Here is a 13,733-nt window from a genome sequence, read left to right as displayed (position 1 = left end):
ATCAGAAGGTCAGGCCGATCCGGCCGCACATACAGCGGCGTCGGTAAGGGTGGCGGTTATCGGTCGCCGAGATGGAAGTCCGGCATGACCGCCGCGGCCGCCAGCCGCAGCTGCGCCGAGGCCCGCAGCCAGCGCCGGTGCGCCCGCTCCGGATCCGGTGAGATGAAGTTGGTGACCAGGATTCCGCGCAGCGTGTCCATGGCCGTGTAGGCGAAATCGCGCACGTTCTTGCGGTCCAGCTCGTTCGGCACCAGCTGGGCCACCGCCAGCAGCACCGCGTTGTTCACGAACGGCTCGACCTTCTCCATCTCCACCGCGAGCACCCGATCGGTGCGGCTGGCCACCCACAACTCGATGGCCGCGATGAACAGCGGGCCCTGATGCAGCTCCCACATGGCCTCGAGGGTCGCGGCGATCGGATCCTCCGTACTGCGAACCCGCCCGATCTCCTTCATCGCCGCCTCGGTGCGCCGCTGCGCGAGGTGACTGATCGCGGCGACCACGAGCTCACTCTTGGACCCGAAGTGATGCACCTGCGCGCCGCGGGTGACCCCCGCGCGTTCGGCCACCCGCGGCGTGGTGGTTCCGGCATAGCCGTACTCGACCAGGCACTCGATGGTGGCGTCCAGCAATCGCGTCCGCGTCTCGGTGCTGCGTTGTTCCTGAGTGCGGCGCGGCGGCTTCGAGACGGCGGAGCTGGTCATGCCGGAATCTTACACTTACATACACCCGTGTATGTTCGCGCCCGAATTGCTGGCCATCGAGCGAAAGGATCTCATCCACTACCGATCCGCGAAGCGCGCGCCGCCAACAGTCCCTACCGTTCAACTGTGTGTATCGGTCTCAGTTGCCCAGCGCATTACTGCGCTGGGGTCCCTGTGCCGCCGTTATGAGCGGTCGTCGGGTAGACGTTTCATCGGCGATTGCCCGCTGTGCAGGTCTGACATCGCCTCGGCGTCCACGTTTCGCCTCACCCGGCCACTCCGGGAAGAGGATGCCTATCTGATCGGCTAGGTTACGGGCGGCATTGAAATCTCGGTCCAGGACCAGCCCACACACCTGACAGGTGAATATCCGTTCGGTCAGAGACAACGTGGCTTTTATTGCCTTGCAGCCCGAACAGGTCTTGCTCGACGGATACCACCGGTCCGCGACGACAAAAACGCTGCCGCGCCACGCTGTCTTGTACTCGAGTTGATGTCGAAGCATGGCGAAGCCGCAGTCAGCTATGGCGCGGGCCATCCGCCGGTTGCGCAGCAACCCAGCAACGTTCAAATCCTCAACCGCGATCGCCCCGTAAGTGCCGGCCAGTCCACTGGTGAGCTTGTGGAGGCTGTCGCGGCGGCTGTTGGCAATCCGGTGATACACCCGATTCCGGACCCGGTTGGCGCGATGCCATCGCCCCGACCCCGTCTGACCGGTGCGCCGGTCGGGGCCCCTCCTGCGCGACACCCGCCGCGATTCGCGCCGTAACCGGGCCAAGTGCTTGTCGATATGACGCGGATTTGCGTGCACACCACCGTCACTGCGGTCGACCTCACAGGTGAACACAACGAACCATCGCGCCCGCTCCTGCTTGATCGTCGCCGCCATGATCCGCGCGGTACCCGCCTCGATGCGGCGGGCGAGTTTACGGGTGGATTCGTGGGTCTTGATCGACCCGATCACCGGCAGCACCACACGGGTGCGGCCCTCGAGGCGGATCGTGCCAGTGGTGAACCGCACCGACGACCCCACCCCATCGCCCTTGCGGCGACGGAACCGGGGAAATCCCATGACCCGCCCCGTACGCTTTCGGTGACGGGATTGCGACCAGTTGCGCAGGCCCGCAGCCAGATCAGCCATCGCGGAGGAATACGCTTCCTTCGAATACCGACTCCACCACGGCAGCCCCGTGTCGCGCTCAACGGCGGCAGTATCCTTGCGCTGATTCCAGTCCTTGCGCAAACCGTAGGCCGACCAGTTCAACGTCGGGGTCAGCTCATCACCGGTCAGGCCGTAGGAGCACTCGGCACTCCTCTGGTCGACGACTGCTTTCACCCGTGCGAGCATGTGGTTATAGGCGAACCGCGCCGCACCGCAATGCCCGAACAAGGCAGCCTCCGCCGCCGAGTTAGGGTCCAGCGCAAACTTGAACGCCTGCACCACCTTCACGCCAGTGACCATAACCAAGACCACCGACAACAAGCTGACGCGCCAGAAACCCGGCACCACTGTTGCGAACCGTGCCAAGACACGCGACATGTGCACCGGTGCAGGAGACCTACCGTGACCAGAGAACTGGATGCGACCGCTTATCCGGAGGTGGCCGAACCGATCGACCGCGACATCAATCTGAGCAACTCCGAACAGCGGCAGGAACTGCTGCACTCCCAGGGCGCGATCCTGACCGTCATCTCGATCGGCGGCGCCATCGGCGCACTCGCCCGCTACGGCCTCGCCCAGATCTGGCCGACTCCCGCGCACGGATTCCCGTGGGCCACCTTCGCCACGAATGTGCTGGGCTGCTTCCTGATCGGCGTGCTCATGGTGATCGTCACCGAACTGCGCACCACCCACCCGCTGGTGCGGCCGTTCCTCGGCGTCGGCATCCTCGGCGGGTTCACCACGTTCTCCACCTACGCCAACGAGACCCGCGCACTGCTCGAACCCGGCACTGTCGCAACGGCATTCGCCTATCTGGCCGCCACGCTGAGCTGCGCGCTCCTGGCCACCCTGCTCGCGGTGCGGCTCACCCGCGCGGCGGGCGGCTACCGGAAGGCGGCGGCATGACCGGACTGCTGGTGATCCTCGGCGCGATGGTCGGCGCACCCGTGCGCTACCTCACCGACCGCGCCATCCAGACCCGTCACGACAGCGTGTTCCCGTGGGGCACCCTGACCGTCAATCTGGCGGGCTGCCTGATCCTGGGCGCGCTCACCGGCGCGGCCACCTCCTCCCCCACCTTCGCGCTGCTCGGCACCGGCTTCTGTGGCGCGCTCACCACGTACAGCACGTTCGGCTACGAGACCATCCGTCTCACCGAGGAACGCTCGTACCTCTACGCCGCCCTCAATGTGACGGTCAGCCTCGTCGCCGGTCTGGGCGCGGCGCTGCTGGGCTTCACCACGGCACACGCCCTGGTCTGACCCGGCTGCCGCCGGGTCGGCCAGAGCCGCCGCCGATCAGGTCTGCGAGTTGTACATGCAGGCGGCACAGGTCCAGCCCGCTTCGGTCATGACGCAGTCGGTGAGGCGGACATAGGAATTGCCGACCCGATCCCGGCACGCGGAGGCGCAGCCGTTGAGGTCCTGGCCACAACTGATGGCGTCGGCGGAGGCGATGGTGGGCACGGCGAGAGCGGGCACGATCAGCCCGGCTAGCAAACTCGCGGCGAGGACGGCGGTTCTGACTGCGCGCATGACGAGAAGTCCCTTCGTAGAAGAACGATGTCAGCTCGGCGAAACGCGTGCTCCCGCTCCCTACTGGACACTCGAGCGGATTGCCAGCACTGTTTCAGCAAACATCACTCGCGCCGGTCACCGCAAGACCGGCGCGCACCTGATCGGGGCGGTGTGGTCCGGCCCGCACGCCGCACCACACCACCCGGACAGCGGACGAATCAGGCGGACGTCGACTGCGCCGCCGGAATGACACCGAGCTGCTGCAACATCCCGAGCGTGTCCCAGTTCGCCCAGCTCTCGCCGATCTTGCCGTCGGTCTGGAAGCGGTTGACGGTCATGCCCGCGATGACGACCGGCTTTCCGGTGGCGGGCATCCCCATCAACGGGCCCTGGTTGGTGCCCGACGCCGTCCACCGGGTGAGGACGAAATCGCCTTCCGCGAACTGCTCGTTGACCAGCATTCTCGTATCGGGGAACGCGGCGAGGTACATCTCCACCTGCCGCCTGAGCGCCGCGGGACCGTGCACCTCCGCGTGCGGATTCTGTGGATCGTGATCGATGGCGTCCGCCGCGATCACTTCATCGAAGACATCGAGATCCCTGGCGTTCCAGGCATCGAATATGCGCTTGGCCGTGGCTTTGTTCTGCTCTGACATGTCGTTCCCGTCCTTTCGTGCAGGAAACGTCTTCCACTGGTAATTCGGCGCCATATTCATGATCCACCCGCGACACCAGAAGGCGAAGGGGCCGAACCGGAAATACCCGGCTACCGGCGCTCCGGCCGGCGCGCGAGCGACACGGTCGCCATGAAGAGCAGCACGCCCAGCACCGCCAGCCCGGTGCCGACCACCGCCGGGGCGGTGTAGCCCATCCCCGCGGCGATCACCAGGCCACCCAGCCACGCACCCGCGGCATTCGCGATATTGAGGGCCGCGTGATTCAGTGCGGCGGCGAGGGTTTGCGCGTCGTGGGCGACATCCATCAGACGGGTCTGCAGGGCCGGGGCCAGCGCCGCGCCCGACGCGCCGACCAGGAACGCCCCGGCCGCCGCCGTGTACGGATTGTGCACCGCCGCAACATAACCCGCCAGGATCACCACCATCGCCAGCAGCGAGACGAACACCGCGCGATCCACGCCACGGTCGGCCAGCACGCCGCCCGCGATATTGCCCGCCACCATGCCCAGCCCGAACAACGCCAGCACCAGCGGCACCAGGCCGATCCGCACGCCCGCCACATCGGTGAGCGTGGTGGTGATGTAGGTGTAGACCGCGAACATGCCGCCGAAGCCGATCGCGCCGACCAGCAGGGTCAGCAACACCTGCGGACGCCGCAGCGCCGTCAGTTCGGTGCGGGGGTCGGTCATGCGAATGCCGTGCAACTCGGGCACGAATCGGAAGAGCGCGGCCACCGTCGCCAGACCGATCACGGCGACCACCGCGAAAGCGGCCCGCCAGCCGAGATTCTGGCCCAGCCAAGTCGCCGCGGGAACGCCGACGACATTGGCGGCGCTCAATCCCAGCATAACGGCGGCCACCGCCTTCGCCCGCTGCCCCACCGGGGCCAATGAGGCCGCCGCCAGCGACGCGACCCCGAAATACGCGCCGTGCGGTAAACCCGACACGAACCGCGCGAGTGTCAGCGTCGCGAACGTCGGCGCGACCACGCTGGCCGCGTTGCCCGCCGTGAACGCCAGCATCAACACCATCAACAGCCGCTTGCGCGGTACCCGCGCACACAACGCCGCGATCACCGGAGCCCCGACCACCACACCGAGCGCGTAGGCGGAAACGATGTGTCCCGCGGCCGGTTCGGACACCGCCATCGACTTCGCGATATCGGGCAGCAACCCCATGGTCACGAATTCGGTGGTGCCGATCCCGAACCCGCCCAAGGCCAGCGCCAGCATGGCGGGCACCGGCCACCGCCCGCGCGCGGACGCCTCGACGGGATCGTCCGCCCTGATCAGGACGGTCTCATCGGCGGTGGCTGCGGCAGCGGACATGGATTCTGGCACAACCAAGCGCAACACAGCGGCGAACGATCCCGATACCGTCCGGACCGGTGATCTCACTCACCGACGGGCCCGGAGCCAACCCATCCGGTCCCGCGACGATTCCCGGGCCGGAAGACAGTTCGGGCACCCGCCCACCCACCGGTTCCGGTGGGGGCAGGTGCCCGTTGGGCGCGGTTGGATGTTCTGGCCGGGACTGTGGTCCCGGCCGCCATCGTCACCGCTTCGCGCTGTTCACGTTCGCGCGGCTCTCCTCGGACGTCGGAACGTCCACCCGGAGTGGGGGTTTCAGCGAATCTCGCGAGCCAGGTTGGCGTCCAGCACGCCGAGGAACTCCTCGGTGGTCAGGTAGCCCTGGTCGCCGCCGACCAGCAGCGCGAGGTCCTTGGTCATCTGACCGGACTCGACCGTCTTGATGACGACGTCCTCGAGGGTCTGCGCGAAGCCGATCACCTCGGGGGTGTTGTCCAGCTTGCCGCGGTGGGCCAGGCCACGCGTCCACGCGAAGATCGAGGCGATCGGGTTGGTGGAGGTGGGCTTGCCCTGCTGGTGCTGACGGTAGTGACGGGTCACGGTGCCGTGCGCCGCCTCCGCCTCACAGGTGCGGCCGTCCGGGGTCAGCAGCACGGAGGTCATCAGACCCAGCGAGCCGAAGCCCTGCGCCACGGTGTCGGACTGCACGTCGCCGTCGTAGTTCTTGCAGGCCCAGACGTAGCCGCCCTCCCACTTGAGCGCGGAGGCGACCATGTCGTCGATCAGGCGGTGCTCGTAGGTCAGACCGGCCGCGTCGAACTCGTCCTTGAACTCGGTCTGGTACACCTCCTCGAAGGTGTCCTTGAACATGCCGTCGTAGGCCTTGAGGATGGTGTTCTTGGTCGACATGTACACCGGGTAGTTCTGCTGCAGGCCGTAGTTCAGCGAGGCCCGCGCGAAGTCCCGGATGGACTCCTGGAAGTTGTACATGCCCATGACCACGCCGCCGTCTTCCGGCATGCGCACGACCTCGTGCTGGATCGGCTCGGAGCCGTCCTCGGGCGTGAAGGTCAGGGTGACGGTGCCCGCCTGGTGCACCTTGAAATCGGTGGCGCGGTACTGGTCACCGAAGGCGTGACGGCCGATGATGATCGGCTTGGTCCAGCCCGGAACCAGACGCGGAACGTTCGAGATGATGATCGGGGCGCGGAAGATCGTGCCGCCCAGGATGTTGCGGATGGTGCCGTTCGGCGACCGCCACATCTTCTTGAGGCCGAATTCCTCGACTCGCGCCTCATCGGGGGTGATCGTCGCGCACTTGACGCCGACGCCGTGCTTCTTGATGGCGTTCGCGGCGTCGATCGTGATCTGATCATCGGTCTTGTCGCGGGCTTCGATGCCGAGGTCGTAGTACTCGAGGTTCACGTCGAGATACGGATTGACCAGCTTGTCCTTGATGAACTGCCAGATGATCCGGGTCATCTCGTCGCCATCGAGTTCGACGACGGTCCCTTCAACCTTGATCTTGGACATGGATCTTCGTGTCCTCCTAGGAAGGTGGTGCTCCCATTGCACGGCCGGTGAGCACCGCTTGTAGCGGACCCCAGCTGTTCAACAGACAACGTATACGCATGACTCCCGGCACCGGACCTGTGGTACCAGGTCCATGTCCGATGTGGCGTCAAGCAAGACAAGCGTACTGCTGCTATGGACCTCACCGCGCGGGCAGCCCCCGCTGTGCGGGAACCCGCCCTCAGTTACTCGCAAGTAGGGTGCAAGTGATCGGGCCCACAGTCTCCAGTATGCCGACCACCACCGAGCCCGACCTGCTGGGCATGCGCCTCGCCCACCGCGCCATGATCGCCGACACCGCGCGCTTCACCGACCTGACCCTCGACATCGCCGCCGGCCGCGCCGACTGCCCACCCCGGCGAGCCGCGGCCATCGCCGAATACCTGCTGCTGCTCTGCGACAGCATCCACCACCACCACACCATCGAGGACGAGGTGCTGTGGCCGCTGCTGCGCGGCACCGGCGCGGTGGACGTGCGCGAACTCGAGGACGACCACGCCCAGCTCGACCCGATCCTGGACAGCGTGCGCGACGGCGCGCGCGAACTCGCCCGCGAAGGATCCGCGGCGGCGCTCAGCGACCACCTCGGCCGCTTGAACGCGTTGCTCAGCGAGCACATCGCCGACGAGGAGGACACCGTCTTCCCGGTGATCACCGCCCACCTCGACGCCGAGCAGTGGAGCGCCGTCGAAGCCGCCGCCCGCAAGGGCGCGACCATGAGCTTCGAACTGCCGCGCATGTTCGGCATGTGCACGCCCGAGGAATGGGAGCGCGCCACCGCCGAGGGCGGGCTCGTGCTCGGCCTCATGCTGCGCTGGTTCGGGCGCGGGCATCGGCGCCGGGAAGCCCTCATCGCCGGGAGCTGACCCGGCGGGCACAGCCGAATGCCCTACCGACGAGTTCGCGCCGCCGACGGGAGGGTGGCGAGCTGGGCGGTGAGATGGGCGTCGACCTCGGTCGCGCGGGTTCGATGCGCGGCGGCGGCCTCCGGGTCGCCCAGCGCGTCGGCCAGCTCGGCCAGCACCGTGTCGATCGGACCGTAGACGACCGAACCGGTGTCGAGGCCCGCGACCGTGCCCGAGCGCGGGAGCATGTCGCGGTAGCACTCGGCCGCGGCCTCGAGCTCGCCGAGCCGCAGCGCGACCCGGGAACGGAAGACCGCCATGACCGACCAGTAGTGGTCCCGGCGGATCGGCGCGGCCGCGGCGAAAACCGCACGCGCGGCGTCGATGTCACCGCTGTCGAGCAGCGCCAGCGCGTACGGGTGCGCGAGCGCCTCGGGCGAGATCGCGTACACCTGCGCCATCGGCTCCACCAGGCCGGACAGATCGCCGCGCGCCCAGCCCAGCATCATGCCCCCGGCGATGAGCAGCTCCGCGCCGTTCGCCGCGCCCGCCGCGACCATTCGCGCGCTGGCCTCGGCGTACGCGCGCTCGGCGGCGTCGAGATCGCCGCGCAGCACCGTGAGCACCACATCGAACAGCGTGAGCACGATCAGCATCTGATGCAGCTGACCACCCGTCGCGCACTCCAGCCCGCGCTCGGCCGCCCGCCGCGCCCGCACCAGATCGTTGTCCGCACCGGCGATCAGGCAGCCCAGAAAGTGCGCCACCGCCTGGAATTCGACCAGACCCGCCGCCGTGGACACCGCCAGCAGCTCGTCGGCCAACGCCGCACGTTCATCCCACAGATCCGGGCCGAGCGCGACATACGCGCGGACATTCAAGGCCGCGCACAGCAATTCGTGATCCCCCAGGTCCCGTGCCGTCGCCACCGCCTCCGCGGACGCCGCGAACGCCAGCGCGTCGTCATCACCCTCGACCTCCACGACCAAGCCCACCAGCAGCCGCACCCGCACGGCCTCGGGCAGCGGACGATCCAGCGCCGCCCGCAACGCACCGATCACCCGATCATCCGGCAGCCGCTTGTCCCGGGTACCCCAGATCAGCGGCGCTCGCCAGGAACAGAGGGCCAGGGCGATGGGATCGATGGCGGCACCGGTGAACGACGCGGTGCGCGCGGCGAGATGCTCGGCCAGGTCGAGGGCGGCGGCGCGCTCGGCGCGGGCGGCGGCGTCGTTGCCGCGGTAGGCGAGGGCGTTGACCAGGGCGCAGCGGACTTCCAGAATGGCCGCGCCCACAACGGGATCGGGGCCGTCCTCGCGATGGCCCGCGAGCGTGTGCAGATCCAGCGCGGCCCGCCACAGCGGTTCCGCCTCGGCGAACGCGCGGCGCGCACCGTCCTGCCGGGCGGCGGCCAGGACGTACCCCAGCGCCTCCCCGGCGGTTCCCGCGTGCGCGCCGGTCAGGGCGTGATGGGCGAGCAGCGCCGGATCCACCGGATTCACCCGCTCGGCCACCCGTAGCGCCGACCAGTGCATGCGGCCCCGGCGCAGCGCGGGAATGCCCGCGTAGACCGCGTCCCGGGTCAGCGCGTGCCCGAAGCGGATCCGGCCCCCGGACTCCAGGCGCAGCAGCCCGGCCACCACCACGGTGTCGACCAGATCGACCAGGGCCCCTTCGGTTTCGCCCGTCAGCTCCAGCAGCGCGTCGAAATCCGACTCGCCGCCCCACACCGCGAGCAGCCGCAGCATGCGCGCCGCCTCGGCGGGCAGCCGCGCGATCCGGCGATGCAGCACATCGCTGACTCCCGCCGGCACCGCCAGCAGATCCCCCTCGGCGGCAGCGAGTTTCGCCAACTCGGCCACGAACAGCGGATTACCGCCGGTGCGATCGCGCACCAATTCGGCCGTGGCATCGTCGATTCCGCGCAGACCGGCCGCCCCCGCGACCGCCCGCACGGCCTCGAGGTCGAGCCCGGTCAGCTCCAGCCGTCCCGAGGTCACCGCCGCCAGTGCCGCCGACGTGGCCCGAACCTCGTCCCCCACTTCCGATCCGCGCATGGTCACCACGAACAGCACCGGAGCCTGCGCCGACCACGCCACCACCTGCCGCAGGATCTGCAGGGTCGCGCTGTCCGCCCGATGCGCGTCCTCCAGCACCACCAGCACCGGCCCGGCCGCACTCGCCGTATCGACCGAACTCGGTGTATCCGGGACGACCGAGCCGGGGCTCATCCGCCCACCCGGGGTATCGATGGGCTGTCCGGTCCATTCGGCGAAGCGGTCGACCACGCCCAGCGACAGCCGGAACGGTGTCGCGTCCGCGCCGAGATCCGCTGCCTTGCCGCCGGATTCACCGGTCAGCTCCATCCAGGCCCAGGCCGCCGGAGCGCCGTCGACCTCGGGGCAGCGGCCGACCGCGGTCCGCCAGCCGGCAGCGGCGAGCTCGTCGGCGACCGATCGCACCAGCGTCGTCTTGCCGGCTCCGGCCTCACCTTCCAGCCACACCAATCGGCCGCGGCCGCCTGCGGCTTCGCGGGCGGCGGACAGCAGGGCCGCACGTTGACCCGCATAGCCGACCGGGGCGGATACCGGTGGCACGGGTTCCGGCCGATCGGGCCCCACCGATGCGATCGTCGCGACCTCATCGGTGGAATGTGAACGTGTCGAACCTGATTCCGCGGCGAACGGCTCGGCGGGCGCGGGCAGCGTGAGGGCCGGGTCGTGGGCGAGGATGGCGGCTTCCAGCTCGCGCACCGGCGGGCTGGGGTCGATGCCGAATTCGGTGTTGAGCGTGGCGCGGAGGTCGCGCAGCGTGGCCAGGGCCTCGAGCTGGCGTCCCTGGCGGTAGTGAGCGAGGGCCAGCAGCCGGACGGCGGCTTCACGTTCGGGGTGTTCGTCGACCAGGCGGCGCAGGGCCGCGACGGCCTCCTCCGGGCGACCCAGGGCGAGGGCGGCCTCGGCCCGCTGTTCCACCGCGGTCCAGCGCATATCGGTGAGGCGGGCGATATCGGCGGCGCTCCAGGCCGCGTCGGCGTAGGCGGCATAGGCGGGGCCGCGCCACAACGCCAGCGCGGAATCGAGGAGGCGGTGGCGGGCGGCCGGATCGGATTCGGTGGCGGCGGCGGACATCAGGTGACCGAATTGCCAGACGTCGACGGCCGAAACCGGCAGGCGCAGCGCGTATCCGGGGGTCTGCGACACGAGCACTCCGGCGGGCGCGCGCGGCGGCCGATCCGGCTCCAATGCCCGCCGCAGATACGAGATGTGCGCCTGCAACGCCCCCGAGGCCTTCGGCGGCGGCTCCCCCTGCCACAGATCCTCGATGAGCCGATCCGCCGAAACCACCTCGCCCCCGGCCGAAACCAGGCGCGCCAGCACCGCCCCCTGCCTCGGCCCGCGCAAAGGGGCGGGCCGACCGCCCACCGTCACCCGCAGTGCGCCCAGCACTTCCACGAACACCACGGGCGATACATCGGCTGCGACAGCCCATTCGCTAACACAGCGAACGACTGACGCCGATCCGGACCGGCGACCGCCGATACCGCAACACACCGGTCGCCCACGCCTGTCCGCGACAGGCACGCGCGGGCGACCGCTGTCCCAGGCGGCTTATCGCCTCGCGGGCAGTCGAAGCGCACGGAAGCCGCCGAGCGCGAGAACGAGTCCGACGGCGATGGTGCCCGGGATGATCCACCACCCCTCCGCGCCCGGCAGCCCTTCGGCCCCGGCCATCGCGACCACCGCGAGGATCAGCGCGACCGCGGACCCACGCCCGAGGAGCGGACGCGGGGCCGCCAGCGCGCACACCGCCAGCAGGATGAATCCCAGCAGGAAGGCGGCGGCGAGCGGCCCGTTCACCGGGAGGGCGGCCTCCTCGATCGCCGATTGCTCATGGTGCGACAGGCGCGGCGCGACATAGATCTCGTGGTAGGCGCCGACCGGGATCGCGACGGTGAGCCCGACGAACAGCAGGACCCGGGCGACCGCGGAAACCTTTGTGGGCCAGTCATTCCTGTCTCGCCAGGCGGCGAACACCACGGGCAGTCCCACCGCCATCAGGATCGCGCCGGCGCTGAAGGTCAGGTGGGCGGCACCCCAGGTGGCGGACTGTTCGGCCGCCTCGGAATGTTCCAGCGGGTGCAGGGCATTGCCCACGGCGAACAGCACGCCGCCGGCGATCAGCGCGCCGGCGCGCAGCCGCAGGTCCGGATCGGTCGCGGTGGGCATCATCGTCATCGTCATGGTCGTACTGTCGGCCAGGGCGATGCACCGCGACTTGCCGCCGACTTGCGGCCGAAACGGACCGTGCCCGCCGCGAGATTCGCGGCGGGCACGGTGCGGAATCACCGGCGGTGGTTCACACGCCCACGTGCACGGCGTGCTCGTCACCCTCGAGCAGGTTCTGCGGCTTGTCCCGAACCATGAACGCCGCGATCGGAACACACAGCGCGAAGAAGATCGCGCCGATCAGGAAGGCCACGTTGTAGGAGTGGATCGAGGCCCGCTCCATCACATGGTCGACGGTCATGTTGTTGCGCACGTACCGCTCGGCCACCTGCACCGAGATGGTGGTCAGCAGCGCGGTGCCGATGGAACCACCCACCTGCTGGGCGGCGTTCAGCAGCGCGCTGGCCACGCCCGAATCCTCGGCGTCGACCTGGTGCAGCGCGGTGGTCTGCATGGACACGAACAGCGCACCCATGCCCAGCGCGATCAGGATCATGGCGGGCAGCAGGGCGGTCGCGTAGCTGTCGCCGTACTCCAGCCGTGACAGCCACACCAGGCCCGCCGCGCCCAGCACCGAACCCGCCAGCATGAGCGGCCGCGGCCCGATCCTGGGCAGGACCGCCGAGGCGATACCCGCCGACACCACGATGCCGGCCGGGAACGGCAGGAACGCCACACCCGTCTTCAGCGCCGAGTAGTGCTCCACGATCTGCAGGTAGAAGCTCAGGTTCAGGAACATGGCGAACATGGCGATCGGCACCAGCAGCGCGATCAGATACGACCCGCCGCGGTTGATCTCACCCGGAATACGCAGCGGCAGCAGCGGATTCGCGGTCCGGGCCTCGATGGCCACGAACGCCGCCAGCAGCGCCACACCCACCACGAACAGGGCCAGCGTGGTGGAGGCGGTCCAGCCGTCGGAGGCCGCGCGGCTGAAGCCGTACACGATCGAGATCAGGCCGAGAGTGACGGTGACCGCGCCGGGCAGGTCGTAGCCGCCGGTGCGGGGCGCGGGCACATCCTTGACCACGAAGGCGAACGCGCCGACCAGGGCCAGCAGCGCGACCGGGGTGTTCACCAGCAGCGACCAGCGCCAGTTCGCGTACTCGACGAGCGCGCCACCGGCGATCAGTCCGAGCGCGGCGCCCGCCGCCGACACGCCGGCGAACACGCCGAAGGCCCGAGCCCGTTCCTTGGCCTCGGTGAAGGTCACCGACACCAGCGACAGCGCGGCCGGGGCCAGCAGCGCGCCGAACGCGCCCTGCAGCGCGCGGCCCGCGAAGAGTTCGGCCTGGTTCTGCGCGAGACCGGCGAGCGCGGAGGCCGCGGCGAAGCCGATCAGGCCGACCATGAGGATCCGGCGGCGGCCCAGGTAGTCGGCGAGGCGGCCGCCGAGCAGCAGCAGACCGCCGAAGATCAGGGTGTACGCGGTGAAGATCCACTGCTTGTCACCGTCGCTGATGTGCAGATCCTGCTGCGCGAACGGCATGGCGATGGTGACGATCGTGGCGTCCAGGACCACCATCAGCTGCGCCATGGCGATCACGCCCAGCGCCCACCAACGCCTGGAATCTTGTGCGGGACTTGCTTTTTCGTCTGTACCGAGAGCGTCCGTCGCTACGGTCATGAGCCTCTCCTCTGGATTCGAAGGCAGCTTCACCATAGTGACCCCAACCGACAATTGGCGTCAAGGGAAAAATGTCGCAGCGCGACAGTTGTC

General features: G+C 69.0%; 12 protein-coding genes. 3 read left to right on the top strand and 9 right to left on the bottom strand.

Features of this window, described 5'->3' with window-relative positions; translation table 11 throughout:
- Positions 1 to 56 precede the first annotated feature (56 nt).
- Positions 57 to 704 carry a TetR/AcrR family transcriptional regulator gene (locus ACQPYY_RS05065; RefSeq protein ID WP_379105387.1) on the bottom strand — a complete coding sequence of 216 codons (648 nt, stop codon included), beginning with the start codon at positions 702 to 704 and terminating at the stop codon, positions 57 to 59.
- A gap of 139 nt (positions 705 to 843) precedes the next feature.
- Positions 844 to 2,154, bottom strand: coding sequence for an RNA-guided endonuclease TnpB family protein (locus ACQPYY_RS05060; RefSeq protein ID WP_433592911.1), 1,311 nt, complete (start codon positions 2,152 to 2,154; stop codon positions 844 to 846).
- Positions 2,155 to 2,268: 114 nt separating this feature from the next.
- On the opposite strand from ACQPYY_RS05060, the gene crcB (ACQPYY_RS05055) reads away from it, so the two are divergent.
- Together crcB (ACQPYY_RS05055) and crcB (ACQPYY_RS05050) are read left to right on the top strand one after the other, a co-directional pair.
- Complete coding sequence (gene crcB, locus ACQPYY_RS05055) at positions 2,269 to 2,772, top strand: fluoride efflux transporter CrcB (protein ID WP_433592910.1); 504 nt, start codon at positions 2,269 to 2,271, stop codon at positions 2,770 to 2,772.
- On the top strand, positions 2,769 to 3,128 hold the full coding sequence (gene crcB / locus ACQPYY_RS05050; protein WP_433592909.1) for a fluoride efflux transporter CrcB: 360 nt from the start codon (positions 2,769 to 2,771) through the stop codon (positions 3,126 to 3,128). Before crcB (ACQPYY_RS05055) ends, crcB (ACQPYY_RS05050) begins: the two co-directional genes overlap by 4 nt.
- Before the next feature lie 36 nt (positions 3,129 to 3,164).
- On the opposite strand, the gene ACQPYY_RS05045 is transcribed toward crcB (ACQPYY_RS05050), so the two are convergent.
- The 4 genes from ACQPYY_RS05045 to ACQPYY_RS05030 form a co-directional block, all read right to left on the bottom strand.
- Positions 3,165 to 3,401, bottom strand: a complete 237-nt coding sequence (locus tag ACQPYY_RS05045) for a hypothetical protein (RefSeq protein WP_433592908.1) — start codon at positions 3,399 to 3,401, stop codon at positions 3,165 to 3,167.
- Between the two features lie 200 nt (positions 3,402 to 3,601).
- Complete coding sequence (locus tag ACQPYY_RS05040) at positions 3,602 to 4,093, bottom strand: ester cyclase (RefSeq protein ID WP_433592907.1); 492 nt, start codon at positions 4,091 to 4,093, stop codon at positions 3,602 to 3,604.
- Between the two features lie 56 nt (positions 4,094 to 4,149).
- Positions 4,150 to 5,388 (bottom strand): MFS transporter, encoded by a 1,239-nt coding sequence (locus ACQPYY_RS05035; RefSeq protein WP_433592906.1) that lies wholly within the window; start codon positions 5,386 to 5,388, stop codon positions 4,150 to 4,152.
- Between the two features lie 297 nt (positions 5,389 to 5,685).
- A complete protein-coding gene (locus ACQPYY_RS05030) occupies positions 5,686 to 6,903 on the bottom strand; it encodes an NADP-dependent isocitrate dehydrogenase (RefSeq protein ID WP_357282226.1) in 1,218 nt (405 codons plus the stop codon).
- A 269-nt stretch (positions 6,904 to 7,172) separates the two neighbouring features.
- On the opposite strand from ACQPYY_RS05030, the gene ACQPYY_RS05025 reads away from it, so the two are divergent.
- On the top strand, positions 7,173 to 7,808 hold the full coding sequence (locus ACQPYY_RS05025; RefSeq protein ID WP_433592905.1) for a hemerythrin domain-containing protein: 636 nt from the start codon (positions 7,173 to 7,175) through the stop codon (positions 7,806 to 7,808).
- A 23-nt stretch (positions 7,809 to 7,831) separates the two neighbouring features.
- Here the strand turns inward: ACQPYY_RS05025 and ACQPYY_RS05020 are convergent, their stop codons facing one another.
- The 3 genes from ACQPYY_RS05020 to ACQPYY_RS05010 form a co-directional block, all read right to left on the bottom strand.
- Complete coding sequence (locus ACQPYY_RS05020; protein WP_433592904.1) at positions 7,832 to 11,248, bottom strand: BTAD domain-containing putative transcriptional regulator; 3,417 nt, start codon at positions 11,246 to 11,248, stop codon at positions 7,832 to 7,834.
- Between the two features lie 147 nt (positions 11,249 to 11,395).
- Entirely contained in the window at positions 11,396 to 12,028 is a 633-nt protein-coding gene (locus ACQPYY_RS05015) for a hypothetical protein (RefSeq protein ID WP_433592903.1), read from the bottom strand.
- Positions 12,029 to 12,143: 115 nt separating this feature from the next.
- Entirely contained in the window at positions 12,144 to 13,640 is a 1,497-nt protein-coding gene (locus ACQPYY_RS05010) for an MFS transporter (protein WP_379105369.1), read from the bottom strand.
- Positions 13,641 to 13,733: the final 93 nt, after the last annotated feature.

It is taken from the genome of Nocardia sp. CA-145437, from assembly GCF_050956485.1.
Classification (GTDB): domain Bacteria; phylum Actinomycetota; class Actinomycetes; order Mycobacteriales; family Mycobacteriaceae; genus Nocardia.
This window is presented reverse-complemented; position numbering and strand designations above follow the sequence as displayed.